Source organism: Allobosea sp. P4_H5 (assembly GCF_056400825.1).
Window position 1 is genome coordinate 69,900 of the sequence record NZ_JBFUKM010000017.1, and the last position, 25,122, is coordinate 95,021.

At 66.6% G+C, this 25,122-nt stretch carries 26 protein-coding genes; 11 read left to right on the forward strand and 15 right to left on the reverse strand.

The window, feature by feature from the left end; genetic code table 11:
- Nucleotides 1–34 precede the first annotated feature (34 nt).
- Entirely contained in the window at nt 35–736 is a 702-nt protein-coding gene (locus AC1DS0_RS27680) for a response regulator transcription factor (RefSeq protein WP_326876683.1), read from the reverse strand.
- Between the two features lie 147 nt (nt 737–883).
- On the opposite strand from AC1DS0_RS27680, the gene AC1DS0_RS27685 reads away from it, so the two are divergent.
- The 3 genes from AC1DS0_RS27685 (at nt 884) to AC1DS0_RS27695 (ending at nt 4,499) form a co-directional block, all read left to right on the forward strand.
- Nucleotides 884–1,633 carry a HugZ family pyridoxamine 5'-phosphate oxidase gene (locus AC1DS0_RS27685; protein WP_476817431.1) on the forward strand — a complete coding sequence of 250 codons (750 nt, stop codon included), beginning with the start codon at nt 884–886 and terminating at the stop codon, nt 1,631–1,633.
- Nucleotides 1,634–1,842: 209 nt separating this feature from the next.
- Entirely contained in the window at nt 1,843–3,453 is a 1,611-nt protein-coding gene (locus AC1DS0_RS27690) for a phosphoenolpyruvate carboxykinase (protein WP_476817432.1), read from the forward strand.
- A 35-nt stretch (nt 3,454–3,488) separates the two neighbouring features.
- Nucleotides 3,489–4,499 (forward strand): Lnb N-terminal periplasmic domain-containing protein, encoded by a 1,011-nt coding sequence (locus AC1DS0_RS27695; RefSeq protein WP_476817433.1) that lies wholly within the window; start codon nt 3,489–3,491, stop codon nt 4,497–4,499.
- Nucleotides 4,500–4,554: 55 nt separating this feature from the next.
- Here AC1DS0_RS27695 and AC1DS0_RS27700 read toward each other — a convergent pair whose 3' ends face one another.
- Nucleotides 4,555–5,295, reverse strand: coding sequence for a M48 family metallopeptidase (locus AC1DS0_RS27700; RefSeq protein WP_476817434.1), 741 nt, complete (start codon nt 5,293–5,295; stop codon nt 4,555–4,557).
- Between the two features lie 92 nt (nt 5,296–5,387).
- Here AC1DS0_RS27700 and rhuM point away from each other — a divergent pair, with 92 nt between their 5' ends.
- Nucleotides 5,388–6,503, forward strand: coding sequence for a RhuM family protein (gene rhuM, locus AC1DS0_RS27705; RefSeq protein ID WP_476817435.1), 1,116 nt, complete (start codon nt 5,388–5,390; stop codon nt 6,501–6,503).
- A gap of 6 nt (nt 6,504–6,509) precedes the next feature.
- Here the strand turns inward: rhuM and AC1DS0_RS27710 are convergent, their stop codons facing one another.
- The gene (locus AC1DS0_RS27710) at nt 6,510–7,811 is read right to left on the reverse strand and encodes a polyhydroxyalkanoate depolymerase (protein ID WP_476817436.1); all 1,302 of its coding nucleotides are present in this window, start codon (nt 7,809–7,811) and stop codon (nt 6,510–6,512) included.
- A 184-nt stretch (nt 7,812–7,995) separates the two neighbouring features.
- Here AC1DS0_RS27710 and AC1DS0_RS27715 point away from each other — a divergent pair, with 184 nt between their 5' ends.
- The 3 genes from AC1DS0_RS27715 to AC1DS0_RS27725 all read left to right on the forward strand — a co-directional run bounded on the left by AC1DS0_RS27715 (nt 7,996) and on the right by AC1DS0_RS27725 (nt 10,407).
- Nucleotides 7,996–9,345 (forward strand): ActS/PrrB/RegB family redox-sensitive histidine kinase, encoded by a 1,350-nt coding sequence (locus AC1DS0_RS27715; protein WP_476817491.1) that lies wholly within the window; start codon nt 7,996–7,998, stop codon nt 9,343–9,345.
- Nucleotides 9,346–9,430: 85 nt separating this feature from the next.
- On the forward strand, nt 9,431–10,000 hold the full coding sequence (locus tag AC1DS0_RS27720) for an ActR/PrrA/RegA family redox response regulator transcription factor (protein ID WP_476817437.1): 570 nt from the start codon (nt 9,431–9,433) through the stop codon (nt 9,998–10,000).
- The gene (locus AC1DS0_RS27725) at nt 9,997–10,407 is read left to right on the forward strand and encodes a group III truncated hemoglobin (RefSeq protein ID WP_476817438.1); all 411 of its coding nucleotides are present in this window, start codon (nt 9,997–9,999) and stop codon (nt 10,405–10,407) included. Before AC1DS0_RS27720 ends, AC1DS0_RS27725 begins: the two co-directional genes overlap by 4 nt.
- On the opposite strand, the gene mmcB is transcribed toward AC1DS0_RS27725, so the two are convergent.
- A complete protein-coding gene (gene mmcB / locus AC1DS0_RS27730; protein WP_476817439.1) occupies nt 10,404–10,865 on the reverse strand; it encodes a DNA repair putative endonuclease MmcB in 462 nt (153 codons plus the stop codon). The genes AC1DS0_RS27725 and mmcB overlap by 4 nt on opposite strands.
- Nucleotides 10,866–10,945: 80 nt before the next feature.
- Between mmcB and AC1DS0_RS27735 the strand changes: the two genes are divergently transcribed.
- Both AC1DS0_RS27735 and AC1DS0_RS27740 read left to right on the forward strand, forming a co-directional pair.
- On the forward strand, nt 10,946–11,965 hold the full coding sequence (locus tag AC1DS0_RS27735) for an MraY family glycosyltransferase (RefSeq protein WP_476817440.1): 1,020 nt from the start codon (nt 10,946–10,948) through the stop codon (nt 11,963–11,965).
- Nucleotides 11,962–12,891 (forward strand): NAD-dependent epimerase/dehydratase family protein, encoded by a 930-nt coding sequence (locus AC1DS0_RS27740; protein ID WP_476817441.1) that lies wholly within the window; start codon nt 11,962–11,964, stop codon nt 12,889–12,891. Before AC1DS0_RS27735 ends, AC1DS0_RS27740 begins: the two co-directional genes overlap by 4 nt.
- Here AC1DS0_RS27740 and AC1DS0_RS27745 read toward each other — a convergent pair.
- The 3 genes from AC1DS0_RS27745 to AC1DS0_RS27755 all read right to left on the reverse strand — a co-directional run bounded on the left by AC1DS0_RS27745 (nt 12,812) and on the right by AC1DS0_RS27755 (nt 17,066).
- On the reverse strand, nt 12,812–14,779 hold the full coding sequence (locus AC1DS0_RS27745; protein WP_476817442.1) for an SDR family NAD(P)-dependent oxidoreductase: 1,968 nt from the start codon (nt 14,777–14,779) through the stop codon (nt 12,812–12,814). The two genes, AC1DS0_RS27740 and AC1DS0_RS27745, sit on opposite strands and share 80 nt — an antisense overlap.
- A gap of 57 nt (nt 14,780–14,836) precedes the next feature.
- Nucleotides 14,837–15,433: a TetR/AcrR family transcriptional regulator gene (locus AC1DS0_RS27750; RefSeq protein ID WP_152013174.1), complete on the reverse strand. Its 597-nt coding sequence runs from the start codon at nt 15,431–15,433 to the stop codon at nt 14,837–14,839.
- A 154-nt stretch (nt 15,434–15,587) separates the two neighbouring features.
- A complete protein-coding gene (locus tag AC1DS0_RS27755; RefSeq protein ID WP_476817443.1) occupies nt 15,588–17,066 on the reverse strand; it encodes a cobyric acid synthase in 1,479 nt (492 codons plus the stop codon).
- 260 nt (nt 17,067–17,326) lie between these two features.
- On the opposite strand from AC1DS0_RS27755, the gene AC1DS0_RS27760 reads away from it, so the two are divergent.
- Complete coding sequence (locus tag AC1DS0_RS27760; protein ID WP_476817444.1) at nt 17,327–18,478, forward strand: aminotransferase; 1,152 nt, start codon at nt 17,327–17,329, stop codon at nt 18,476–18,478.
- On the opposite strand, the gene AC1DS0_RS27765 is transcribed toward AC1DS0_RS27760, so the two are convergent.
- From AC1DS0_RS27765 to hisF, 8 genes are all read right to left on the reverse strand, one after another.
- Complete coding sequence (locus tag AC1DS0_RS27765) at nt 18,479–19,867, reverse strand: hypothetical protein (RefSeq protein ID WP_476817445.1); 1,389 nt, start codon at nt 19,865–19,867, stop codon at nt 18,479–18,481. It abuts the gene before it with no gap.
- 100 nt (nt 19,868–19,967) lie between these two features.
- Entirely contained in the window at nt 19,968–20,318 is a 351-nt protein-coding gene (locus tag AC1DS0_RS27770; protein WP_092159827.1) for a RidA family protein, read from the reverse strand.
- A gap of 61 nt (nt 20,319–20,379) precedes the next feature.
- Nucleotides 20,380–20,829 (reverse strand): YqaA family protein, encoded by a 450-nt coding sequence (locus AC1DS0_RS27775; protein ID WP_152013179.1) that lies wholly within the window; start codon nt 20,827–20,829, stop codon nt 20,380–20,382.
- Nucleotides 20,829–21,356, reverse strand: a complete 528-nt coding sequence (locus AC1DS0_RS27780) for a DUF1697 domain-containing protein (protein ID WP_476817446.1) — start codon at nt 21,354–21,356, stop codon at nt 20,829–20,831. Before AC1DS0_RS27780 ends, AC1DS0_RS27775 begins: the two co-directional genes overlap by 1 nt.
- A 32-nt stretch (nt 21,357–21,388) precedes the next feature.
- A complete protein-coding gene (gene coaA, locus AC1DS0_RS27785) occupies nt 21,389–22,363 on the reverse strand; it encodes a type I pantothenate kinase (protein WP_152013181.1) in 975 nt (324 codons plus the stop codon).
- Nucleotides 22,364–22,437: 74 nt separating this feature from the next.
- Nucleotides 22,438–22,755, reverse strand: a complete 318-nt coding sequence (locus AC1DS0_RS27790; RefSeq protein ID WP_476817447.1) for a phosphoribosyl-ATP diphosphatase — start codon at nt 22,753–22,755, stop codon at nt 22,438–22,440.
- On the reverse strand, nt 22,752–23,276 hold the full coding sequence (locus tag AC1DS0_RS27795) for a hypothetical protein (protein WP_476817448.1): 525 nt from the start codon (nt 23,274–23,276) through the stop codon (nt 22,752–22,754). Before AC1DS0_RS27795 ends, AC1DS0_RS27790 begins: the two co-directional genes overlap by 4 nt.
- A 3-nt stretch (nt 23,277–23,279) precedes the next feature.
- The gene (gene hisF / locus AC1DS0_RS27800) at nt 23,280–24,044 is read right to left on the reverse strand and encodes an imidazole glycerol phosphate synthase subunit HisF (RefSeq protein ID WP_476817449.1); all 765 of its coding nucleotides are present in this window, start codon (nt 24,042–24,044) and stop codon (nt 23,280–23,282) included.
- 152 nt (nt 24,045–24,196) lie between these two features.
- Here hisF and AC1DS0_RS27805 point away from each other — a divergent pair, with 152 nt between their 5' ends.
- Nucleotides 24,197–24,994, forward strand: coding sequence for a transporter substrate-binding domain-containing protein (locus tag AC1DS0_RS27805; RefSeq protein ID WP_476817450.1), 798 nt, complete (start codon nt 24,197–24,199; stop codon nt 24,992–24,994).
- Nucleotides 24,995–25,122: the final 128 nt, after the last annotated feature.

Consider the following 25,122-nt stretch of genomic DNA (forward strand, 5'->3'; position numbering starts at 1 on the left):
GCAAACGTCATCGCGGCGTGCGCCGGGGTGCTTCTCAGGACTCCTTGAAGCGGTAGCCGACGCCGTAAAGCGTCTCGATCATGTCGAAATCGACATCGACCTGGTTGAACTTCTTGCGCAAGCGCTTGATGTGGCTGTCGATGGTGCGGTCGTCGACATAGACCTCGTCGTCATAGGCCGCGTCCATCAGGGCGTTGCGGCTCTTGACCACGCCCGGACGCTGCGCCAGCGACTGCAGGATCAGGAACTCGGTGACGGTCAGCGTCACCGGCTCGCCCTTCCAGGTGCAGGTGTGGCGCTCCGGATCCATCCGCAGCAGGCCACGCTCCAGCGCCTTGGCGTCCTCGGTACGGACGACCGCGCTCGCATCCTTGGCGCCGGCCCGGCGCAGGATCGCCTTGACGCGCTCGACCAGGAGGCGCTGCGAGAAGGGTTTGCGGATGAAGTCGTCGGCGCCCATCTTCAGGCCGAAGAGCTCGTCGATCTCTTCGTCCTTCGAGGTCAGGAAGATCACCGGCAGGTCGGACTTCTGACGCAGACGGCGCAGCAGCTCCATCCCGTCCATGCGCGGCATCTTGATGTCGAAGATGGCGAGGTCGGGCGGATTCTGCTTCAGACCGTCCAGGGCCGAGGCGCCATCCGTATAGGTCTGGATGCGATAGCCCTCGGCTTCCAATGCGATCGAAACCGAGGTCAGGATGTTGCGGTCGTCATCGACCAGCGCAATGGTTGGCATAAGCTTTTCCGGCTCTTTGTGTGCTGGCGTTACAATCAAAGGGTCCACTCTCGCGCGAGAACGGCCAAAGCATGGCTGCAATCTAGCCAAGCCAAGGCGGTTTCGCTACGTCTGCCCACGAAAACCTTTAAGACGGCGAAAAGTGCCATGGCGACCGATCCGATCAGGCCGACAGATGCCAGCGCACGCGGATTGGCGCGCGGCCTCTTGCGCAGTGCGCGCTCGGCGTCCCTTGCGACGCTGACGCCGGAAGGCCACCCTTTCGCCAGCCTGACCAGCCTCGCCACCGAGGTCGACGGCACACCGCTGATCCTGGTGTCCTCGCTCTCCGGCCATACCGGCAACCTCGTCGCCGACCCGCGCTGCTCGCTGCTGATCGCGCCGGGCGGCAAGGGAGATCCGCTCGCCCATGCCAGGATCACGCTGCTGGCCACGGCGGAAAAGGTCGAGCGCGACTCGGAATTCGGCCGGCGCGTGCGCCGTCGTTTCCTGGCACGCCAGCCAAAGGCCTCACTTTACGTCGATTTTCCCGATTTCTCGTTCTTCGCGCTCAGGCTCCAACGTGCCAGCCTCAATGGCGGCTTCGGCCGCGCCTACGAACTCGAGGCCGGCGACGTGCTCAGCGATTGCTCGCAGGCCGGGGCGCTGATCGAGGCCGAGGAAGGTGCGGTCGACCATATGAACGAGGACCATGCCGAGGCGATCGGGCTCTACGCCACGAGGCTGCTCGGCGGCGAGGAGGGCGCCTGGCGCCTCTCCGGCGTCGATCCCGACGGAGCCGACCTGATGCTCGGCGACAAGGCGCTACGCCTGCCCTTCGACGAGCCGGTGATCACGCCCGACGCGCTGCGCAAAACCCTGGTAGCCCTCGCCGGCAAGGCCCGCGAGGCGGCCTGAGCGCGGCGATTCACCACAGCTGATTTTTCAAACGATTTAAATTCGCCAAGGTCATCCGCGAGCCGGCCTCGTGACTTGAGCCGGCGTCGTCATCCGCCTAAAGAGCCCTCCACGTCACCGGTCCATCGGGCCCATCGTGGGGTCTGCCCCGCTCTCAATCACGACGCCGGCTTCGCCAGGCGGCGGCTTCTCGGCAGGAGGAATTGCCAGTGGAGACCATCGGTCACGTCAACCCGAACAGCGGCGCCGACTCATTCGGCTTCCGCGGGCTCAAGGCGGTCTACTGGAATCTCGCGGCGGCGCCGCTCTATGAGCACTCCCTCGCCCGCGGCGAATCCCAGCTCGCCCGCGGCGGCGCGCTCTGCGCCGACACCGGCAGCCACACCGGCCGCTCGCCCAAGGACAAGTTCGTCGTCAAGGACGCACTGACCGAAAAGACGGTGTGGTGGGAGAACAACGGCGCGATCTCCTCGGAACAGTTCGAGACCCTGCTCGGCGACTTCATCAAGCACGCCGAAGGCAAGGAGCTGTTCGCGCAGGACCTCTATGGCGGTGCCGATCCGGCCCACCGCGTCAAGGCGCGGGTCTTCACCGAGATGGCCTGGCACTCGCTGTTCATCCGCAACCTGCTGATCCGGCCCGAGGCCGGCGAGATTGCGGGTTACGTGCCTGAGTTGACGATCGTCGACCTGCCGAGCTTCAAGGCCGATCCGGCCCGCCATGGCTGCCGCAGCGAAACCGTCATCGCCATCGACTTCTCCCGCAAGATCGTGCTGATCGGCGGCACCGCCTATGCCGGCGAGATGAAGAAATCGGTCTTCACCTATCTGAACTACACCCTGCCCGCGAAGGGCGTGGTTCCCATGCACTGCTCGGCCAATGTCGGCTCCAAGGACGATCCGGCGATCTTCTTCGGCCTCTCCGGCACCGGCAAGACCACCCTCTCGGCCGACCCCGACCGCACCCTGATCGGCGATGACGAGCATGGCTGGTCGAAGGACGGCATCTTCAATTTCGAGGGCGGCTGCTACGCCAAGACCATCCGTCTCTCGGCTGAGGCCGAGCCGCAGATCTTCGCGGCCTCGCAGCGCTTCGGCACGGTGCTCGAGAACATCGTGATGGATCCGATCTCGCGCGAGGTCGATTTCGACGACGAGACCAAGACCGAGAACACCCGTTCGGCCTATCCGCTCGATGCCATCCCGAATGCCTCGCGCACCGGCCGGGCCGGCACGCCGAAGAACATCGTGATGCTGACCGCCGACGCCTTCGGCGTGATGCCGCCGATCGCCAAGCTGACCCCGGCCGAGGCGATGTACCACTTCCTCTCCGGCTACACCGCCAAGGTCGCCGGCACCGAGCGCGGGCTGGTCGGCGTGCAGCCGGAGTTCTCGACCTGCTTCGGCTCGCCCTTCCTGCCGCGCCACCCGTCGGAATACGCCAATCTGCTGCGCGACTTCATCGCCAAGCACCATGTCGACTGCTGGCTGGTGAACACCGGCTGGACCGGCGGCGGCTACGGCACCGGCCGGCGCATGCCGATCCGCGTGACGCGTCGCCTGCTGACGGCGGCGCTCGACGGCTCGCTCAACCGTGCCGACTTCCGCCGGGATCCTTATTTCGGTTTCGCCGTTCCCACTTCGGTGCCCGGCGTCGAGCCGCACATCCTCTATCCCGTCAAAACCTGGCAGGACAAAGCCGCCTTCGCCGAGACGGCCAAGAAGCTGGTCGGCATGTTCGCCAAGAATTTCGAGAAGTTCGAGGCCCATGTCGACGACGCCGTGAAGGCCGCCGCGCCGACGAGCTCCCTCGCCGCTTGAGCGACAAGCAGCTCTGCATGCTATGAGAGGCGGCGATGAGCCGCCTCTTTTTCGTTCTCCTGCAGCTTCTGCTGACGCTCGTACTCCTCGGCGCTGCCGCCTGGAGCGTCGGGCTCCTGGTTTTCCGCCTGCCTGGCGCGACCGGCATCGCCGCCGCGGTCGGCTTTGGCCTCGCCGCGTTTGCCGGCGCCTTCGGGATCTGGTCCGGCGCGCCGCGCCTGCCGCTCGCCTTCGCTGTGCTGTTCATCGGCCTCCTCGGCTGGTGGAGCAGCCTCAAGCCCTCGCATGAGCGGGACTGGATTCCCGAGCTGGCGCATCTGCCTGAGATGAACGTCGCCGGCAACAGCCTGACCGTGACCAATCTGCGCCATTTCACCTGGCGTACCGAGAGCGACTACGACCAGCGCTGGGAAACCCGCAGCTACGACCTCTCGCGCATCCAGGGCACCGATCTCTTCCTGTCCTACTGGTCGGGCGAGGCGATCGCGCATCTGCTGATCAGCTTCACCTTCGAAGACAGCCAGCCGCTGACGATCTCGATCGAGATCCGGCGCGAGAAGGGCGAGGAATGGTCGGCGCTGGCCGGCTTCTTCCGCAATTACGAGATGGCCTATGTCGCCGCCGACGAGCGCGACCTGATCGGCCTCAGGACCCAGGCACGCGGCGAGGACACCCGCCTGTTCCGGCTGAGCGCCACGCCGCAGCAGGCGCGCGACCTACTCCTCGCCTATGCCGTCGACATCAACCGCCTGGCGCAGGAGCCGCGCTGGTACAACACGCTGACGACCAATTGCACCACCGTGGTCTATCATCTCGTCGGCCAGGTCGCGCCCGGCTGGAAATTCTCGCTGCCCTTCGACCCACGCGTCCTGCTCTCGGGCTACCTGCCCGGCTATCTCCGCGACATCGGCGCGGTGCGCCAGGACATGCCGCTCGGCGAGCTCGTCAAGCTGAGCCATATCGGCGAGCGGGCGCGCAGCCTCAAGCCCGACAGCCCGGAATTCTCGCGTGTCATCCGCGAGGGCGTGCCAGCCGGCAACTTCTGAAATCGCATTTTCTTCACGCGAACCGGTACCCACTTCGCTTGAAAATGCTCAGGTCTCAGCCATAACCGTGCAGGCTGGCGCCATGGCGCTTGAGCCAGGCCTCCGCTTCCTCGGTGCGCGGGCAGAGCTTGTGCGTCAGCGCCCAGAAGCGATGCGAATGGTTCATCTCCTTGAGATGCGCGACCTCGTGGGCAGCGAGATAGTCGAGCACCAGCGCCGGGGCGAGGATCAGGCGCCAGGAGAAGCTGAGATGCCCCTTCGAGGAGCATGAGCCCCAGCGGCTGGTGGTGTCGCGCAGCGTGATCTTGCGCGCGGGGATGCCGAGCACGGCGGTATGCGTGCGCACCGCCTTCTCGAGATCGGCCAGCGCCTCGCGGCGCAGGAAATCCGTGACCCGGCGCGCGACATGGGACGCCTCGCCGCAGACCGCGATGATCGGCTCGCCCTCGGCCGAGAGCGTGGCACGGGTCACGCCGCGTATCCTGGTCCAGTGCACGATGCGGTGCGGGACGCCGCGCAGCGGTAGGACGGCACCGGGCTCGAAGACGACGCCCTGCGGGCGCTTGGCCATGCGCGCCGCGATCCAGCCGCCATGCTTCTCGGCGAAGACGCGGCCAGTCGCGAAGTCGACGCGCTCAGGCAGGGTCAGGGTGATCTCGCCCGTCGCCTGCGAGACGCGCAGCGTCAAGCGGCGCGCCGTCGCGCGCCGCTTGACGCTGACCGGGTAGAGCGTGCCGGCATGGGCGACCTCGATCCGGTCGGGATCGGGCTGGCGCCTGAACAGGGAGAACCGCATCCCGGCGATTGTGCGGGATTCGCAGCGGGAGCGGAAGAGGCGATGGAAGCCGTGGACAGCCGGGGCGTCACCGATGAGTACGACACTCCCGCTTGCGCCGCTCTGCCAGGATCCACTTGCCTATTCCGGGCAGTATGTATTCTGTTTGTTCCCATTCGGAATCAGAGACACACATGGCCGAGGACCAGACCGAGCCGGTTCGCCTGGAAGAGGACGCCGAAACCGGCGACCTGTTCCTCGTCTACGGAACGGAAAAGGGCCTGCGGATCGATATCCGCTATGAGGGCGAAACCCTCTGGATGACGCAGGCGCAGATCGGGCAGCTTTTTGGCCGCGATCAATCGGTCATCTCGCGCCATATCGGCAACATCCTGACCGAGGGCGAGCTGGTTGAGGAAAGCAATATGCAGAAAGTGCATATTGCTCGGTCCGACCGCCCTGTGACCGTCTACAGCCTCGATATGGTAATCTCGGTCGGCTACCGGGTTTCTTCGGCGCAAGCGACCCTGTTTCGCCGCTGGGCAACAGGAATTCTCGTCCAGTTCGCCAAGAAGGGCTTCGTCGTCGACACGTGGCGGCTGAAGGAGCCCGGCAGCTTCGACCGCATCGCGGAACTGCGCGAGATCATCCGCGACCTGCGCTCCGAGGAAGCGAACCTCTATGCCGAGCTGCGCCGGATCTGTTCGCTCTGCCAGGACTATGATGGATCGAACGAGGCTGCCCGGACCTTCTACCAGCGCATCCAGGCCAAGCTGGTCTATGCCGTGACCTCGCACACGCCAGCCGAGATCGTGGTGGACCGTGCCGATAGCGAAGCGCCGAACATGGGCCTGCAGACATGGCCGGCGGACAATATCCGCAAGGTGGATGTCGCGACCTCGAAAAACTATCTCGCCGATGCCGAGATCAAGGAACTCAATCGGCTGACCTCAATCCTGCTCGACATCTTCGAGGACCAACTCGAGCTCGGGCGCCTTGTGATGATGGGGGACGCGCGACATCTGCTCGACCGGCAATTGCAGCAGCTCGGACGCACCGTGCTCCGCAATGGCGGCTCTGTCAGCGCAGACCAGGCAAAAGCGCACGCCGAGGCCCAGTACCTCGCATTCGACCGCCACAGGAAGCTGGGGCGCCGGCACGAGGCCGACGCACAGATCGCCGAGCTCGCCGCCGAGGCGAAGGCGCTGCCGAAGCGGCCCCGGCGCTAGCTGCCTTCAGCCCGCGACCTTCAGCGCCTTGCGCGCCGTCTCCGCGGTCTCGTTGCGGCGCTCCTTGGCCGCCTTCATGTCGAGGGTCAGCATGAAGTCGGCAATGCGCGGCGCGATCTCGGAGCGGAAGCGCGAGCCGTTGAAGACGCCGTAATGGCCGACGCCCTTCTGCAGGTACTCGACCCGCATGTCGTCGGGGATGTTGACGCACAGATCATGCGTCGCCCTGGTCTGGCCGACGCCGGAGATGTCGTCGTTCTCGCCTTCGACCGTCATCAGCGCAACGCTGCGGATCGCCTTGAGGTCGACCGGCTTGCCGCGATGCATCATCTCGCCCTTGGGCAGAGCGTGCTTGACGAAGACGGTGTCGACGGTCTGCAGGTAGAACTCGGCGGTCAGGTCCATCACCGCCATGTACTCGTCGTAGAAGTCGCGATGCTTCTCGGCCGAATCGCCGTCACCGGCGATGAGATGCTTGTACATGTCGTAATGCGCGGTGAGATGGCGGTCGAAATTCATCGCCATGAAACCGGAGAGCTGCATGAAGCCGGGATAGACCTCGCGGAAAGCGCCGAGATGCGGGAACGGCACGCGGGTAATGCAGTTGCGACGGAACCAGTCGGTGCCGCGCTCCATGGCGAGCTGGTTGACCGCGGTCGGCGAGCAGCGCGTGTCGATCGGCCCGCCCATCAGCGTCATCGAGCGCGGCGACGAGGGATCGCCCTCGGCCTCCATGCGGGCGATCGCGGCGAGCACCGGCACGGAAGGCTGGCAGACGGCCATGACATGGGTGTCGGGGCCGAGCTTGTGCAGCATGGCGATGACGTAATCGACATAGTCGTCGAGATCGAAGCGGCCGGCCGAGAGCGGTACCAGGCGGGCATCGACCCAGTCGGTGATGTAGACCTCGTGATCGGGCAGGAAGGCCTCGACGGTGCCGCGCAGCAGCGTGGCGTAGTGGCCCGACATCGGGGCGACCAGCAGCACCTTGGGCTGCGGCTTGCGGCGACCTTCGATCTTGCGATCGAAATAGATCAGGTTGCAGAAGGGACGCTGCCAGACGACGCGCTCCTCGACCTCGACCTTGACGCCGCCCATCGTGGTGGTGTCGAGCCCGAAGGCCGGCTTGCCGTAGCGGCGCGTGGTGCGCTCGAACAATTCGCAGGAGGCGGCGATCGTGCGGCCGAACGGGGTATAGGTCAGCGGGTTCGCCGGGTTCTTGAAGGCGAGCTGCATGGCGTCGGACATGGCCCGCGCCGGGCTGACCATCATATGAACCGCCTCATAGGCGTGGTAGGCGAACGACATGGCGGCCCTTTCGCTCTTTCGCAGCGCCGCATCCCACGATGCAGTGCAGCAAGGGAATGCAGCCTAAGTAGAATTTATTCTGATTCAATCGTCCAAAGGGCTAAGATTTCCTTGTGATGCCGATTAGCCACAGCTTCCTCCTTCCTGGCCGCTTGCGGCATTGCGAAAATTGCGCGCCGTGACGATCGCCGACCTCGTTCCATCCGCCCCTGGCGGCACACCGCGCCATTTGCGGCTCGACACGCTGGTGCGCCTGCGCTGGCTGGCGATCGCCGGCCAGAGCGTCGCCGTCGCCGGCGTGCATTTCGGGCTCGGCTTCTCGCTGCCCTTCGGCTGGTGCTTCCTCGCCATCGCCGTCTCGGCCTGGCTCAACATCGCCCTGCGCATCCGCTTCCCGCTCAGCCACCGGCTGCGGGAGGGCGCGGCGACGGCGCTGCTCGGCTTCGACATCCTCCAGCTCGCGGCCCTGCTCTATCTCACTGGCGGCCTGCAGAACCCGTTCGCGATCCTGTTCCTGGCGCCGGTGATGATCTCGGCGACGGCGCTGCCGCCGCGACACACGCTGGCGCTCGGACTGCTCGCCGCGGGGCTCGCGACACTGCTCACCATCCTGCACTGGCCGCTGCCCTGGGCCGGGAGCGAGCGCCCGGTGCTGCCGCCGCAATACCAGCTCGGCAACTGGATCGCGCTTTTGCTCGGGCTCGGCTTCACCGGCATCTATGCCTGGCGCGTCGCCAAGGAAGCACGCGATCTGTCGGAAGCGCTGGCCGCGACCGAGCTCGTGCTGGCGCGCGAGCAGCATCTCTCGCAGCTCGACGGCCTCGCCGCCGCCGCCGCGCATGAGCTCGGCACGCCGCTCGCCACGATCGCGCTGGTCGCCCGCGAGCTCTCCCGGCTCGCCCCGGCCGAAGGCGAGATGGCGGAAGACATCACCCTGCTGCGCGAGCAGGTCGAGCGCTGCCGCGGCATCCTCGGTAAACTCGCCTCGCTGCAGGACGACGATGCCGGCCCGCTCGACCAGCTTTCGCTCAGCCTCCTGATCGAGGAAGCCGCCGGGCCGCAGCGGCCCTTCGGCGTGCCGTTCGAGATCGCGCTGATCGGCGACAAACCAGAGCCGGTCTGCCGGCGCAATCCCGGCATGAACTACGGGCTCGGCAACATCGTCGACAACGCCGTCGACTTCGCCCGCTCCAAGGTGACGATCACGGCGCAGTGGACCGACGTAGCCGTCATCCTGACCATCGCCGATGACGGGCCGGGCTTCACGCCGGAAGTGCTGCTGCGGGCGGGCGATCCCTATCTTTCGCGCTCGCATGACAAGGAATCGCGCGCCGGTGGCGGCCTCGGCCTCGGCCTGTTCATCGCCAAGACGCTGCTGGAACGCAGCGGCGCGACGCTGGAATTCTCCAATTTGCCATTGCCGGCGACCGGCGCCAGCATCCGGATCACCTGGTTGCGGGCCGTGTTCGAACGCGACGATCGACCCACCGGACCTTCAAACCCGGAGCTTTTGGCCCCATATGCGACAGAATGAGGCGTTGCGGCGTTTCAGCGCGTCGCGCAATCGGTAGAATGGATACTAAGCCGGACAGTTACCCGCCCGGCAGGAGATGATGGCGATGGACACGGCGCCGATGACAGGCGAGCTCACCGACACGACCGGCAGGGACATGTCTCTTCTACTCGTCGACGACGACAAGCCGTTCCTGAACCGCCTCGCCCGCGCCATGGAAGGCCGCGGCTATTCGGTGAGGATCGCAGAGTCCGTCCAGGCCGGACTCGCCGCGGTCGAGGAGGCGGCGCCGGCCTATGCGGTGATCGACCTGCGCCTCGGCGACGGCAACGGGCTCGACGTGATCGCCCGTCTCAAGGAGAAGCGCCCGGATGCACGCGGCGTCGTCCTGACCGGCTACGGTAATATCGCGACCGCAGTCAGCGCGGTGAAGCTCGGCGCCTACGACTTCCTGGCCAAGCCCGCCGATGCCGACGAGATCCATTCGGCGCTGGCCGCGGGCCCCAATGCGCGTCCGGTGCCGCCGGAAAACCCGATGTCGGCCGACCGCGTGCGGTGGGAGCACATCCAGCGCGTCTATGAACTGTGCAGCCGCAATGTCTCGGAGACGGCGCGCCGGCTCGGCATGCACCGGCGCACCTTGCAGCGCATCCTCGCCAAGCGCGCCCCGCGATGAGCGGGACGGCGCTGCCGGAGCGCATCAGCGAAGAGCTGATCGCCGAGCTGGTCGACACCTTCTACAACCGGGTGCGGCTGGACCCGCTGATCGGCCCGATCTTTCTCGAAAAGCTCGGCGACGATTGGGACGCCCATCTCGCCAAGCTGCGTGATTTCTGGTCGTCGGTGACGCTGATGAGCGGGCGCTATCGCGGCAAGCCACAGCAGGTCCACATGCCGCTTCCGCTCGAGATGCAGCATTTCGAGCGCTGGCTCGCGCTGTTCGAATCGACGGTCACCGAGCTCTGCACCGGCCCGGCCAGGTTCCTGTTCATCGACCGGGCCCATCGCATCGCCGACAGCCTGCAGATCAGCCTGAACATCGGCCCGAAGGCGCTCGTCCTGCCGCAGCGGGCTGCGAGCTAGGTTCCCGGATCCTCCAGCAGCGCCAGGCGTCCGGCCGCCAACCTGGCGAAGGCGATGGTCAGCATTTTCCGGCGCGCCGGTGCCAGCTGATGGCGCGGCGGCTCGCGCAGCAGTTCGCCGCCGAAGGCATCGGCGACGATCAGGCCGACATCCTCGGGCAGGATCTCCAGCGGAAATTCCGGGGCGACCGCGAAGAGGAAGCCGTCGCAATAATCGCGGTAATCTGGCCATTTGCCGTCGACGCGGTAATCCTCGATGCCCGACTTGACCTCGACCACCAGCAATTCGCCGGATGGCGAGAGCGCGACGATGTCGCCGCGCCGGCCATTGGCGAAGGTCATCTCCTTGACGATGGCATAGCCGCGCTCGCGCAAATGGCGCGAGGCGCCGCGGCAGACGGCACGGGTGATCTCCGGCCGCGCCGGCGGCGGATTGAGGGCGGAATCGGCGATGGCCATATCAGTTATGTTCTTCTTTTGTGCTCGCCGATGCAAGAGCTGCTTGCGATGACCGCCGGCATGGCTATGGTCCGCCCGCCTTGGAACGTTTCGCGCCCCTCCTGCTGATAGCCCTCGCCGCCGGCCTCGCCTTCGCGCTGTGCCTGGCCCTGCGGCCCTTGATGATGCGCTATGCGCTGGCGCGGCCGAATGCCCGTTCCAGCCACCGGACGCCGACACCACAGGGCGGCGGCATCGCCGTGCTCGCCGGTGCCTTCCTGGCGCTGGGACTCGCGCTTGCCTTCATTCCGATGGATGCGGGCGCCCGGCAGGGCCTCGTCCTGGTCATGGTCGCCTCCGCCCTGCTGGCCGTGGTCGGCGCCTGGGACGACATCAGGCCACTCTCGCCGGCGCTGCGCCTGCCGCTGCAATTCCTCTGCGTCGGCATCGTCGTCTTCTACGCCGCGCCTGATGTGCGGCTGCTGCCGGAGACATTGCCGCTCTGGGCCGAGCGCGGCCTTGCCCTGATTGCGGGTGCCTGGTTCGTCAACCTCGTCAATTTCATGGATGGGATCGACTGGATCACCCTCGCGGGGCTGGTGCCGCTCACCGCTGCGATCGCGCTCGCCGGCGGCTACGGCCTCGTCGACCCCGCCACCGGGCTGCTTGCCGCGGCGCTGCTCGGCGGCCTCCTCGGCTTTTCTCCGCTCAACAAGCCGGTGGCGCGTATCTTCCTCGGCGATGTCGGGGCTTTGCCGCTTGGCCTGCTCGGAGCCTATCTGCTCTACCGCCTCGCCGGCACCGGCGCGCTGACCGCAGCGCTGATCCTGCCGCTTTATCACGTGATGGATTCGACGATCACGCTGCTGCGCCGCTTGGCGCGCGGTGAAAAGGTCTGGCAGGCGCACCGTTCGCATTTCTACCAGCAGGCGACCGATAACGGCTTCAAGGTCATCGAGATCGTCGCGCAGATCGGCCTGCTCAATCTTGGCCTGATCGCGCTCGCGGCGCTCAGCATCGCCGTGCCCGCACTCTGGGCACAACTCGGCTGCCTGTCGATCGCGCTGGCGCTGACGATCGGCCTGCTGCGCCGCTTCTCGCGCAAGCGGGCGCGGCCATGAGCGAGCGCATCCTGCTCACCGGCGCGAGCGGCTTCGTCGGCCGGCATCTGCTGCGCGACCTCGCGGCGCGCGGCTATCGCGTGCGGACGGGGGGGCGGACCGCAAAGCCTGCCAGCCCCGATGTCGAGCATGTCGCGATTGGCGATCTCGGTGCGCCGATCGACTGGCAGCCGCTACTCGACGGCGTCGATCACGTCGTCCACAGCGCCGGATTGGCCCATGCCGACGGCGACATCCCGGAAGAGCGCTACCAACAGGTCAACACGCAGGCGACGCTGGCACTGGCGCGGGCAGCGCAGGCGGCAGGCGTGCGGCGCTTCGTCTTCCTGTCCTCGATCCGGGCGCAGAGCGGACCGATCAGCGAGCAGCCACTGACCGAGGCCGATACGCCTGCGCCGACCGATGCCTATGGTCGCTCCAAGCTGGCAGCAGAACAGGGGCTCGCCGGGCTCGATCTCGACTGGGTCGCGCTGCGGCCGGTGCTTGTCTACGGGCCAGGGGTGAAGGCCAACATGGCGGCGCTCCTCAAGCTGGCGAAGCTGCCCGTGCCGCTGCCGCTTGGTGCGCTCTCAGCGAAGCGCTCGCTGCTGGCGATCGAGAACCTCACTGATGCAGTTGCCTTCGCGCTGACGGAGGCCTGCCCGGCCAGGCGCAGCTACATCGTCGCCGATCCGGAACCTCTCTCGGTCGCGCAGATGCTCGCCGCGATGCGCACCGGCCTCGGCCGCGGATCCGGGCTGATCCCGGTCCCGTCGACGCTGCTGGCGCTGGCGGCGCGGCTCACCGGACGCGCGGATGCCTATGAGCGATTGGCGAACGGGCTCGTCGCCTCTCCGACTGCACTGATCAGGGCTGGCTGGCGGCCGCCTGCGGAGACGAAGGCTGCGCTGGCGCAACTGGCGGCAAGCCGGGCCGGCGCCGGCTGAAATCGGGGATCGCCGCTTCGAGCACCGCCTCGGCGCCGAGCCTGTCCTGCGCTGCCAGCGCCCGCTCGAGCTCGTCGAGCCAGCCCTGCATGCGTTCGCGGCCGGCGAAGATCGGCTTGGCCGCCATGACGCCGTCGAGCCCGGTCTCGGCCATCGGCTCGTCCTTGGCGAAGAGGATCTCGTTCAGGCGCTCGCCCGGCCGAACGCCGGTCACAGCGATCTCGATGTCGACGCCCGGCTCATAGCCGGCGAGGCGGATCATCCGCTCGGCAAGATCCATTATCTTGAGCGGCTGGCCCATCTTCAGCACATAGACGGCGGCGCGATCCTCCTGCGCCTCGTGCTCGGGCGCATGAGAGGCTGAGGTCAGCACGAGGTCGCAGGCCTCGCGGATCGTCATGAAGTAGCGGATCATCTCCGGGCTGGTCACGGTGACCGGCCCGCCGCGCTCGATCTGCGCCTTGAACTTCGGCACCACCGAGCCGACCGAGCCGAGCACGTTGCCGAAGCGGACCGCGACGAGGCGCGTGCCGCGATTGCCATTGGCGAACTCGGCATCGCGTGTCTGGGCGTACATCTCGGCGAAGCGCTTGGTCGCGCCCAGCATCGAGACCGGCTCGATCGCCTTGTCGGTCGAGATCATCACGAAGATGCCGGCGCCGGCGGCGATCGCCGCCTCGATCGCGACGACCGAGCCGAAGATGTTGGTCTTGATGCCCTCGCCCCAGTCGGCCTCGAGATAGGGCACATGCTTCAGCGCGGCGGCATGGATGACGATGTCGGGCGCGAAGGCCTTGAACAACGGGCCGAGACGGGCCTCGTCGCGGACATCGGCGAGCGCACCGGTGACCCGCATCGGGAGATCCTGGGCGGCCAGCGCCTCGGTGACGTGGAACAGCGCCGGCTCGGAATTCTCGACGACGAGCAGTTCCACCGCGCCGAAGGCAGCGCAGCGCAGGCAGATCTCCGAGCCGATCGAGCCGCCGCCGCCGGTGACGATGACGCGCTTGCCCTTGAGAAAGCCTTCGAGCCGCGCCCGATCGATCTTGACGGAGGGGCGCACCAGGAGATCCTCGATCTCCAGGGGAGCCAGCTCATTGCCGCGCATGCCCTCGCCGAGCGTATCGAGCCGCGAGATCGGGATGGCGAGCTTGCGGGTGTGGGCGAGCCATTTGTCCGGCTCGGCTTCGGGCGCGAGCGCGCTCGGCGTCGCGACGATGCGGCGGAACGGCTCGCCGCGCTCGCTGGCGTCGGTCGCGATCGTCTCGATCTGCGAGAGCAGGCCGAGCACCGGCACGCCACGGATGGACTGCCCGAGATCATCGGGCCTCGGCGAGAGGACGCCGGCCGGCCGCATCTTACCCATCGCGCCCGATTCCATCGCCCGGATCACGATTTCGATGTCGACGGCGCGGCCGAGCAGCAGGGCCGGCAGGCTGGCCCCGCGCGCGGCCTGGTGCTTGGAGCGGGAATATTTGAAGTAGCGATAGGCCAGGCGCGGGCCCCCGAGGAGCGCAACCTGCACCAGCCAATAGAGGACGATGGTGATCTTGCCGAAAAAATAATAGCCGTAGAGATTCGGCGCGACGAGCACGTAGTCGACGACAAGCAAGGTCAGGGTCAGGACCGTCACCGCCCGGACGATGTTCGAGAGATCCGGCAGCGAGGCGAAACGCCATTTCGAGCGATAGAGCTGGAAGAACCAGTACACTGCCCCGGCATAGGCGACGAAGAAGGGCAGGATCTTCGGCAATTGCCGCATCCGCTCCTCGAACAGCCAGCCATCGAAGCGCACGGCGAAGACGAAGACGATCGCGAGCGCCGTCATCGCCAGGTCATGGGCGACCACGGCGAGCTTCTTGGCGCTCTGTTTGTTGAGATTCAGCATGCGCGGCGGGGTATCCCGCTCCGCCAGCGCCTTGTCAACGCAGGTCGGAGCTGCCGATCAGGCAGCGGAGCGGACGGCGCCCAGCCCGGCGAGGATGAAATCGATCATCTCCTCGACGGTCGGGCCGGGAAGCTCGGCACATTGGCCGAGCAGGAGCGGATGACAGAAGCGCAGCATCGCCATGCGTACGCAATGGGTCGCGGTGACCGGATCGCGGGCGGTGAACTCGCCCCTGGCGATGCCGTCGGCGACGACGGAGCGCAGGATCGCGTCATAGCGCTCGATATGGCCGCGGATGACGTCCCAGCTCTCCTCCATGGCGCAGGCGACCATTTCATGCAGGCGGTGGTTGTCGAGATAGCGCGCCGCATTGATGCGGCAGGTCGCGGCGAGGATGTCGCGCAGGCGCTCGCTTGCGGGGCGCTTCTCGGCGGCGATCGCGGCGACGGTCGCCTCGAGCTCGCTCATCGAGCGCTCGGCGACGGCCTCGTTGATCGCTTTCTTGGAGTCGAAGAAACGATAGACATTCGCCGGGCTCATGCGCAGCGACTTGGCGATATCGGCGACAGTGGTCTTCTGATAGCCGATCTGGCGGAAGAACCGCTCGGCGACATCGATGATGTCGTGCCTCGTATCGCGCTCTACTGTGCTCATGCCACAGCAACTTCCCGGTCTGATGACTTGTTCCCATAGGCCGTCTGCGGACGCCATCGTTGCCTATGACGAATTTCGTCAGTCGTCAACAAATTGAACGGCAAAGCTTTATTTGTGTCCTCCTGACAGTTTTTCGCGGAACACCCGTTCGATGTCAGGAGCGCGATCGCGCCAATGCGAGGATGGCGTCGATGTCGAGATGACGCTCCAGATGTCCGGCCAGGCGGTCGAGCGCCGCCTCCACGGCTGGTTCATAGGCTTCTCCCTCCGCCAGCGGCTTTCCCGCCAGGTTTTCGAGCCAGGCGCGGCGCAGCGGGTCAGAGGTCAGGACGCCATGGAGATAGGTCCCGACCACCCTTCCGTCGGCGCTGCGGGCCCCTTCCGACCGGCCGTCGACGCGGAACGGTGCCCGCGTGCGGTCCGGGCCGTCACTGACGCCGAGATGGATCTCGTAGGCGCGGCCCGCCGTGCCGCTCTCCGGATGGGCGACCGCGACCTCACGCACCGTCTTGTCCGGCGTGAGCTCGGTCTCGATATCGAGCAGGCCAAGCCCGGGGGCGGCGCCGGCCGGCCCTTCGAGCCCGAGCGGGTCGCGCACGGTCTTGCCGAGCATCTGGTACCCGCCGCAGAGACCGAGGACATGGCCGCCGCGGCGGCGGTGGGCGAGGATGTCGATGTCCCAGCCTTCCTCCCGCAGCCTGGCGAGATCGCGCAGCGTCGTCTTCGAGCCCGGCAGGATCACCAGGGCGGCGTCGCCCGGCAATGGCGTGCCCGGGCCAATGAAGACAAGCTCGACGCCGGGCTCGAGCTTGAGCGGATCGAGATCGTCGAAATTGGCGATGCCGGGCAGGACCGGCACGGCGATCTTCAGCGCGCCGTCGCGAGCTGGGGCGCCCCGGATCAGGTCGAGCCCGTCCTCGGCCGGCAGACGTGCGGCATCGGCGAACCAGGGCACGACGCCGAGGCTCGGCCAGCCCGTCGCCCGAGTGATCGTGTCGAGCGCCGGCGTGAACAGGCCGACATCGCCGCGGAAGCGGTTGATGGCGAAGCCGCGGATCATCGCCCGGTCCTCGGCATCGAGCACGGCATGGCTGCCGACGAGACTGGCGATGACCCCGCCGCGGTCGATATCGCCGACGAGGATCGCCGGAACGCCGGCAGCACGTGCAAAGCCGAGATTGGCGATGTCGCGGGCGCGCAGATTGGTCTCGGCCGGCGATCCCGCGCCCTCGACCAGGATCAGGTCGGCGCCGTCGCTCAATCGCTCGAAGCTCTCCAGCACCTTCGGCAGGAAATCGCCGCGGCGGCTGAAATCCCCGGAGGAGAGATGGCCGGCGACACGGCCCTGCAGGATGATCTGACTGCCGCGGTCGCTCTCCGGCTTGAGCAGCACCGGGTTCATGTCGACATCAGGCGCGATCCGGGCGGCGCGCGCCTGCAGTGCCTGGGCCCGGCCGATCTCGCCCCGTGCGGTCGCAGCGGCATTGTTCGACATGTTCTGCGGCTTGAACGGGCGAACCTTGAGCCCGCGATCGGCGAAGAGGCGGCAGAGGCCGGCGACGAGCAGCGACTTGCCGACATTGGAGCCGGTGCCGAGCAACATCAGGGCAGGGGTTCGGTGGGAGGGATGCATGGAGCCTGCCTAGCCCGCTTCCTGCCCCAGAAAAAGCTCACCGATCCACGTCAGCGTCCCACGGCTCCAAAGGGGCGAAGAAACCGCAGAAGTGCTGGCGTGAACCGGCTGAGGGGTAGAAAACACTGACTACTGACGAATGTCAATATTCATCACTCCGCATAATCTGCCGCTTTTTCGGGGCGATGCACACCGGCGTTGCGCGTGCTATGGCGGCATCCGAGCCTTTCCGCCCGCCTTCCCGAGTGAAGCCAGCCGCGATGAACCCAATCTTCTCCGCCCTTCCGACGACGATCTTCGAAACCATGTCGCGGCTCGCGCGCGAGCACCAGGCCGTCAATCTCGGCCAGGGCTTCCCCGACGATCCCGGCCCCGAGGATGTCCGCCGCAAGGCGGCGCAGGCCGTGATCGAAGGCTGGAATCAATACCCGCCGATGATGGGCCTGCCTGAACTGCGCCAGGCGACGGCGACGCATTTCCGGCATTGGCAGGATTTGGAGCTCGATCCGGAGGCCGAGGTGATGATCACCTCCGGCGCGACCGAGGCGATCGCCGGCGCGCTGATGGCACTCATCTCGCCCGGCGACGAGGTCGTGCTGTTCGAGCCGATGTACGACGCCTACCTGCCGCTCGTGCGGCGTGCCGGCGGCATTCCCAAATTCGTGACGCTGACGCCGCCGCATTTCGGGCTCAGCGAGGAGGCGCTGGCGAAGGCTTTCTCGCCGAAGACCAAGGTGGTGCTGTTCAACAACCCGCTCAACCCGACCGCGACCAATTTCAGCGAGGCCGATCTCGACCTCCTGGCCTCGTTCTGCGTCCGGCACGATGCGGTCGCGATCTGCGACGACGTCTGGGAACACGTCGTCTTCGATGGCCACCGCCATCAGCCGTTGATGAGCCGGCCCGGCATGCGCGAGCGCACGGTCAAGATCTCCTCGGCCGGCAAGATCTTCTCGCTGACCGGCTGGAAGGTCGGGATGGTGATGGCGGCGCCCGAGCTGATGCGCGTGCTCGCCAAGGCGCACCAGTACATTACCTTCACCACGCCGCCGAACCTGCAGGCGGCGGTCGCCTATGGCCTCGGCAAGGACGACGCCTATTTCGAGGGGATGCGCGCCGATTTCCAGCGCTCGCGCGACCGTTTCGCCGGCGGCCTCAGCGATCTCGGCTTCAGCGTGCTGCCGAGCGCCGGCACCTATTTCCTCAATGTCGACATCGGCCCGCTCGGCGAGAGCGACGACGTCGCCTTTTGCCAGCGACTGGTCGCCGAGCACGGCGTCGCCGCGATCCCGGTCAGCGCCTTCTACGCGGAAGGGGCGGTGCGCAATGTCGTGCGCTTCTGCTTCGCCAAGCACGACGCGACGCTGGACAAGGCGCTGGAGCGGCTCGCGGCCCTGCGCGTGAAGGGCTGATCAGGCCTTCCGAAGAGCCTCGACCAGAACTGCGGCCCGCCGCAGCTTCGGCTCGCGGCGCTTGGCCTCGACCGCGAGGCCAAGGCCGCGGAGAGTCTCGATCGCCATGACGAGCTCGGTGGTCGCCTTTTCAGCCTCGGCGCGGTCGCGGATGCGCTCGGCCAGCTCCAGCCGCGCCTCGGCCCGGTTCGCGGCGCTCTCGGCCCAGAGCGAGGGCACGATCTCGCGGCGCCTGACCTCCAGCGCCGCGTCGAAGGCAGCGATCGCCTCCTCCAGCACGACCGGCTCGCTGTAATAGCCGGCGAGGCCGACGAGTGCAGCGCCGATCCGGTCCTGCGCCTCGGCCCAGTCGAGCGGGACGCTCTCCCGCGGCCGGTCGTCGAGCACCAGCTTGAAGCAGTTCACCGCCGCTTCGAAGGCCGAGACGCCGCTGGCACGCAGGCCGAGCGCGACATGGGCCTTGCCGAGCTCCCATTGCAGCCGGCCCCATTCACGCGGCATGTCGGCGCGCGTCATCCCTGACAGCCCGGCGCGGAAGGCAGCGACTCCATCGTCGAGCAGGCCGGCATCGTCCTCGATCTCGCCGAGCCGGGCCAGCGCCTCGCCGAGCCTGGTCTGAAGCGCGGTCCAGAGGCGCGGCGCCTTGGCGCGGGTCAGGTCCTCCAGGGTTGTGCGGTAGATCTCGACCACCTGCCGAAGCAGAGAACCGCCGCCCTCATGATGTGACAGGCCGGTAAGCGAGCGCGCCAGCCTGAGCTGGGTTTCGGCCCAGAGCACGGTCTGGTCGAAATTGTCGAGCTTGGCGAGCATGCCGCGCAGCTGGCCGATCGAAGCGACGAAGGCGGCCTTATCGGAAAAGTCGGCGCCGCGCCGCGCCAGCGCATCGGCTTGCATCCAGGCATAGGTGAGCCCGCTGCCAGCTTCAGCGGAATCGGCAATCAGCGCCGCCTCGGCATAGCGCTCGGCGGCTTCACCATAGGCTTTCGGATTGAGATGCAGCATCGCCACCGCGCCGCGATCAGCGCGGCCGGCGGCGGCGGCGAGCAGGCGACCCCGGGAGAGCGCATCGGCTGTGCCCACGCCGCCGAGATTGCGTTGCTCGGCCAAAGCGAGCAGGCGGTCGGCTTCGGCGAGCCGGCCGTCGGCCAGCGCCTGAATGGCCTGCCCTTGCAGGCGGTCGCGCTCGGGATCGTTCCCGGACGGCTTGGCGAGCCGGGCCCGGAGGCCGCGGAAATCGCCGGCGCGGCGCGCCAGGTTGTTCTCGATCCGGCTGAAATCGGGCTTGCCGGAGGCGTCTCCCATCGAGGCGAGCACGCCAAGCAGCAGCGCCGGGGGAACCCCCTCGCGCTGCGAGACACGGGCCAGGATAGTGGCGAGTTCCGGATTCACGTTTGTAAGCCCGCCACCCTAGATCACGATGAATTTAAAGCAGGATTCCAGCGAAAAACCGGCTCCCGCTTTTTCGCATCCTGCTCTAGTGCGACAGCGATCAGATCGCGGCGATGACCGCGATCTCGACGGTGTATTGCGGGCCGGCGAGCTTGGCCTCGACGGTGGCGCGGCCCGGCGTGTTGCCAGCCGAGACCCAGCCGTCCCAGACCGCGTTCATCTCGGCGAAGGTCGACATGTCGGAGAGCCAGATGTTGACCATCAGCAGCTTCGACTTGTCGGTGCCGGCCTCAGCCAGGAGGCCGTCGATGATCGAGAGGATGTCCTTGGTCTGCTCGCCGACGCTCTTGCCGGCCGCCTTGTCGGCGACCTGACCGGCAAGATAGACCGTGTTGCCATGCACGACGGCCTTCGACATGCGCGGGCCGGGGGCGATGCGCTTGATGCTCATGATCTGGTCTCCATCAGAAGGGGCCTCGCTGGTAGCCCGAGACCGGAATCCGCGCAAATGCTTATGCAGCAGCGGCCCAGCCCGCCCAGAGCAAGGCATAGCGCGCCGACTTGCCGATGAACACCAGCAGGATGAAGCGCAGCAGCGGATAGTTGAGCGAACCGGCGACGAAGGTCAGCGGATCGCCGCCAATCGGCAGCCAGGAGAAGAGCAGCGACGGCCAGCCGAAGCGGGCGAACCAGCCCTGCGCCTTGGCGAAACGCACGGGATCGGGCCGCAAGCGCGCTGGAAGCCGCTCGACGCCGCCCGTCGCGATCAGCCGGCCGAGCCACCAGTTGACGACCGAGCCGGCCGTGTTGGCGACCGAGGCGACGATGAAGAGCAGCGTCGGATCGACGGATTTCGCTGCCAAGAGCCCGATGAAGACAGCCTCCGACTGCGCCGGCAGCAGCGTCGCAGCGACGAAGGCAGCGCCGGCCATCAGGCCGAGGGACGCGAAATCGAGCGGCATCAGTCCAGCATCGCGGCCAGCGCCTTGACGGTATTGGCGTTGCGCAGCATGCCGATGCCGAGCTTCTTCGTCGTCAGATGCGAGAGCAGCCTCGTCTCGCTCGGCTTGCCATCGAAATCGATCCAGAGATCGCCGTCGGAGAGGGCAAGCGCAATGCCGGGCGCTGCGAGCCCTCGGAGCGTGGACAAGGCGTCAGGGCCGAGCGGCTTTCGCATGACACGGATACCGACATCCGGGCCGTTCCCATTCGGGAACGGGTTTTGAGCGGCGAGCCGCTTCCAAGCCTGAGCCGTGCGCGCGATGATGTCGACATGCTTGCCGAAGCGGGCGCGGAAGCTCGCCTCCAGCCGGCTTTCGATCATCGCAAGCGGCGCATCATCGCCCTCGAAGATCAGATTGCCGGTGGCGACCCAGCTGCGCACGTCGCCAAATCCCGCCTCCGCCGCCATCGCCTTCAGATCGGCCATCACGACGCGCCTGCCGGGGCCGAGCACGATCGAATGCAGCAGGGCGACATAGGTCGTCATCGTGGTTCAGACCCGGCGGTGTAATGCCCGCCCTACAGCCGCCGCAGCGCGACCTGCTGGATGCGGTGGCTCGCCCCCTTGGTCAGGATCAGGCTGGCGCGCTGGCGGGTCGGCACGATGTTCTCGCGCAGATTGGGCAGGTTGATGCCGGTCCAGAGCTTTTCGGCGATGGAGAGCGCCTCCTCCTCGCCGATCTCAGCGTATTTGCGGAAGAAGGAGCGCGGATCGCGGAAGGCGGTCTGGCGCAGCGTCATGAAGCGGTTGACGTACCAGCGGTGCAGGTCGTTCTCGTCAGCGTCGAGATAGACCGAGAAGTCGAAGAAATCGGAGACGATCGGGGTGACCGTGCCGTCCTTCGGCAGGCGGCTCGCCTGCAGTACGTTCAGCCCTTCGAGGATCAGGATGTCCGGCCGCTCGACCGTGACCTGCTCGCCCGGCACGACGTCGTAGACCAGGTGCGAATAGACGGGGGCGCTGACGGCGCGCTTGCCGGCCTTCACATCGGAGAGGAAACGCAGGATCGCGGCGCTGTCATAGCTTTCCGGAAAACCCTTGCGCTGCATCAGGCCGCGGCGCTCGAGCTCGGCATTGGGCAGAAGGAAGCCGTCGGTGGTGACGAGCTCGACCTTGGGCGTGTTCGGCCAGCGCGAGAGCAGCGCCTTCAGCACGCGGGCCGTGGTCGACTTGCCGACCGCGACCGAGCCGGCAACGCCGATGACATAGGGGACCTTGACCTCGGCCTCGGCCATCAGGAAGCGCTGGGTCGCCTTGAACAGCCCTTGCGTCGCCGCGACGTAGAGCGAGAGCAGGCGCGAGAGCGGCAGGTAGATCGCGACGATCTCGTCGAGCGAGATCGGGTCGTTGATCGATTGCAATTTGGTGAGATCGTCGACCGAGAGCGTCAGCGGTGCATCGGCTCGCAAATGCGCCCACTCGTCGCGCGAGAAGCTGCGATAGGGCGAGACCAGATCGGGGGCGGATGGCGCCGCGAGCGGACGCTGGTCCATGATACCCCCCGTATTCCAAGCTTCGAGGTTCAACGCGACCGCCTCGACTTTCAAACCTTGGGCACGACCAGGCCCTAACGGGGCCGCGCCGCCTTCTCGGCCAGGCCGGAGCGCGCGGTACGGGCCTCAAGCTGGCTCAAGACGTCCCGCAATGCAACATCGCGCGACTTCAGCACGACCAAAAGATGATAAAGCACATCGGCGCTCTCGGCGATCAGTTCGTCGCGATCACCTTTCACGGCCGCGATGACGGCCTCGACCGCCTCCTCGCCGAATTTCTTGGCGGCCCGCTCGGGACCCGCGGCGAGGAGCTTGGCCGTCCAGGATTCCTCTGGCGCGGCGCTCGCGCGCTCGGCGACGATGCGTTCGAGATCGGCGAGGGTGAAGGTCATTCAGCAGCTCCGAGGTCGAGCATGTCTACCAGCCCAAGATCAAACAGCGGCTTACAATTCTTCCGACTAGCTGGGATTTTTCGATCATGGCGCCCAGACCATGACTGGATCGTCAGTTCGCAGTCGGCACTCTCGACGGGTCTCAGCTGATCGGCGGCATGCTTCTCAATGAGGCCGCTGCCGAGCCATTCTTCGCCGTTAGCCATGATCGCGACCAAAAGCCTGTCAGCAAGAAGGTCCTCAATGATCCTGCTTGCTTCGGTGCGGACCTCCGGACCGTTCTCACTGCCAAAATACAGGTGGCGGTGATAGCGCGAGATGAAGATGCTGATTTCGTCGCTGTCGAACTCGACCGTCAGTGGACCGACCGCCTCCTCATTTGGGAAGGACAGATCGATCCAGTCTAGCCCATCGATTTTTTCGACACACACATGAGCAGCCCAGTCGGGGCGCAATGCGATAAAGGCGTCCGCGCAGGATCGCGCAGCCTCATTCGCCTTCACGCGGTCTTCGAAGTTCACTGCTCAATCCAGCCGCATCGCCAGCCCGGCGGCGGCCATGTGCGCCTTGGCCTGCGGGATGCTGTAGGTGCCGAAATGGAAGATCGAGGCGGCGAGCACGGCCGAAGCGTGCCCGTCGCGCACGCCGGCGACGAGATCGTCGAGATCGCCGACGCCGCCCGAGGCAATCACCGGTACTGAGACCGCGTCCGCAATGCGCTGGGTTAGCCCGATATCGTAGCCCGACTTGGTGCCGTCGCGATCCATCGAGGTCACCAGCAATTCGCCGGCGCCGAGCGAGACAACCTCGCGGGCAAAGCCGATGGCGTCGATGCCGGTGGCGTTGCGGCCGCCATGGGTGAAGATCTCCCAGTGGCCCGGCGTGACCTGCTTGGCGTCGATGGCGACGACGATGCATTGGTCGCCGAACTTTTCCGCGGCCTCCTTGACGAAGGGGCGGTTGGTCACCGCAGCGGTGTTGATCGCGACCTTGTCGGCGCCGGCCAGCAGCAAGGCGCGGATGTCCTCGACCTTGCGCACGCCGCCGCCGACCGTCAGCGGCATGAAGCAGGCCTCGGCCGTGCGGGTGACGACGTCGAGCAAGGTGCCGCGCGCCTCATGGCTCGCGGTGATGTCGAGGAAGCAGAGCTCGTCGGCCCCGGCAGCATCATAAGCCTTGGCGGCCTCGACGGGATCGCCGGCATCGACGAGATCGACGAATTTCACGCCCTTGACGACACGGCCGTCCTTGACGTCGAGGCAAGGGATGATGCGGGTCTTCAAGGTCATCGGCGGGCCTGCCCGAGCGGGAGCGACAAAAACGGGTCGGCGCATATAGCGCCGCCGCTGCACTGCACGCAAACGCAGCGCACACCGGCCGGATTGATCGCCGCCACGATCCCTGCTCTCTTGCGCGCCATAACCAAGACGAGGGGATTTCCATGACGATCACATCGCCCTTCAAGGGCCTGAAACTGGCTGTGCTGAGCGCCGCGGCTGGCTTCAGCCTCACCACCGCCGCGCTGGCGCAGGCTCCGGCCAGCCAGCTCGAGACGATCCAGAGCCGCGGCGCCCTGCAGGTCTGCACCACCGGCGACTACAAGCCGTTCACGCTGGCCAAGGACGGCAGCTATGAGGGCATCGACATCGAGCTCGCGAAATCGCTGGCGAAGGCCATCGGCGTCGAGGCCAAGTTCGTGCAGACGAAATGGGCCGAGCTGATGAACGACTTCACCGGCGGCAAATGCGACATCGCCATGGGCGGCATTTCGGTGACGCTCGACCGGCAGAAGCGCGCCTTCTTCTCCGCGCCCTATCTGATCAACGGCAAGGCGCCGATCGCGCGCTGCGCCGATGTCTCGAAGTTCCAGACCGTCGCCGATATCGACAAGCCGGAGACGCGCGTCATCGTCAATCCGGGCGGCACCAACGAGCGCTTCGTGCGCGCCAATTTCAAGCAGGCCAAGATCGAGATCTTCCCGGACAATGTCACGATCTGGGACCAGATCCTCGCCGGCAAGGCCGACATCATGGTGGCCGAGTCGATCGAGACCAAGGTCCAGGAGAAGATCCGGCCGGGCCTGTGCGCCATCAACCCCGACTCTCCCTTGCAATATGGCGAGATGGGCTACCTGCTGCCGCGCGGCGACATCGTCTTCAAGGCCTTCGTCGACCAGTGGCTGCATCTTGCCAAGGCGACCGGCGAGTTCGGCACGATCTATAATCAGTTCGTGCGCTGATCTTTAAAGCCTGGCTGCGCCGCTCCGCTGACAGATAGCGGCGCGGCGCAACCTGAAGCATGGTCCAGCACGGTGGAATGCAACGCCTGCTAGGCAAGCGATGCGTGGCAGGCACGGGCGCCCTCGCC

Bases quoted from the DNA above. Each gene is read 5' to 3' on its own strand.
- AC1DS0_RS27680 (WP_326876683.1), bottom strand. From the start codon at position 736: ATGCCAACCATTGCGCTGGTCGATGACGACCGCAACATCCTGACCTCG.
- AC1DS0_RS27685 (WP_476817431.1), top strand. From the start codon at position 884: ATGGCGACCGATCCGATCAGGCCGACAGATGCCAGCGCACGCGGATTG.
- AC1DS0_RS27695 (WP_476817433.1), top strand. From the start codon at position 3,489: ATGAGCCGCCTCTTTTTCGTTCTCCTGCAGCTTCTGCTGACGCTCGTA.
- AC1DS0_RS27700 (WP_476817434.1), bottom strand. From the start codon at position 5,295: ATGCGGTTCTCCCTGTTCAGGCGCCAGCCCGATCCCGACCGGATCGAG.
- AC1DS0_RS27710 (WP_476817436.1), bottom strand. From the start codon at position 7,811: ATGTCGTTCGCCTACCACGCCTATGAGGCGGTTCATATGATGGTCAGC.
- AC1DS0_RS27720 (WP_476817437.1), top strand. From the start codon at position 9,431: ATGGACACGGCGCCGATGACAGGCGAGCTCACCGACACGACCGGCAGG.
- AC1DS0_RS27725 (WP_476817438.1), top strand. From the start codon at position 9,997: ATGAGCGGGACGGCGCTGCCGGAGCGCATCAGCGAAGAGCTGATCGCC.
- mmcB (WP_476817439.1), bottom strand. From the start codon at position 10,865: ATGGCCATCGCCGATTCCGCCCTCAATCCGCCGCCGGCGCGGCCGGAG.
- AC1DS0_RS27740 (WP_476817441.1), top strand. From the start codon at position 11,962: ATGAGCGAGCGCATCCTGCTCACCGGCGCGAGCGGCTTCGTCGGCCGG.
- AC1DS0_RS27745 (WP_476817442.1), bottom strand. From the start codon at position 14,779: ATGCTGAATCTCAACAAACAGAGCGCCAAGAAGCTCGCCGTGGTCGCC.
- AC1DS0_RS27750 (WP_152013174.1), bottom strand. From the start codon at position 15,433: ATGAGCACAGTAGAGCGCGATACGAGGCACGACATCATCGATGTCGCC.
- AC1DS0_RS27755 (WP_476817443.1), bottom strand. From the start codon at position 17,066: ATGCATCCCTCCCACCGAACCCCTGCCCTGATGTTGCTCGGCACCGGC.
- AC1DS0_RS27760 (WP_476817444.1), top strand. From the start codon at position 17,327: ATGAACCCAATCTTCTCCGCCCTTCCGACGACGATCTTCGAAACCATG.
- AC1DS0_RS27770 (WP_092159827.1), bottom strand. From the start codon at position 20,318: ATGAGCATCAAGCGCATCGCCCCCGGCCCGCGCATGTCGAAGGCCGTC.
- AC1DS0_RS27775 (WP_152013179.1), bottom strand. From the start codon at position 20,829: ATGCCGCTCGATTTCGCGTCCCTCGGCCTGATGGCCGGCGCTGCCTTC.
- AC1DS0_RS27780 (WP_476817446.1), bottom strand. From the start codon at position 21,356: ATGACGACCTATGTCGCCCTGCTGCATTCGATCGTGCTCGGCCCCGGC.
- coaA (WP_152013181.1), bottom strand. From the start codon at position 22,363: ATGGACCAGCGTCCGCTCGCGGCGCCATCCGCCCCCGATCTGGTCTCG.
- AC1DS0_RS27790 (WP_476817447.1), bottom strand. From the start codon at position 22,755: ATGACCTTCACCCTCGCCGATCTCGAACGCATCGTCGCCGAGCGCGCG.
- hisF (WP_476817449.1), bottom strand. From the start codon at position 24,044: ATGACCTTGAAGACCCGCATCATCCCTTGCCTCGACGTCAAGGACGGC.
- AC1DS0_RS27805 (WP_476817450.1), top strand. From the start codon at position 24,197: ATGACGATCACATCGCCCTTCAAGGGCCTGAAACTGGCTGTGCTGAGC.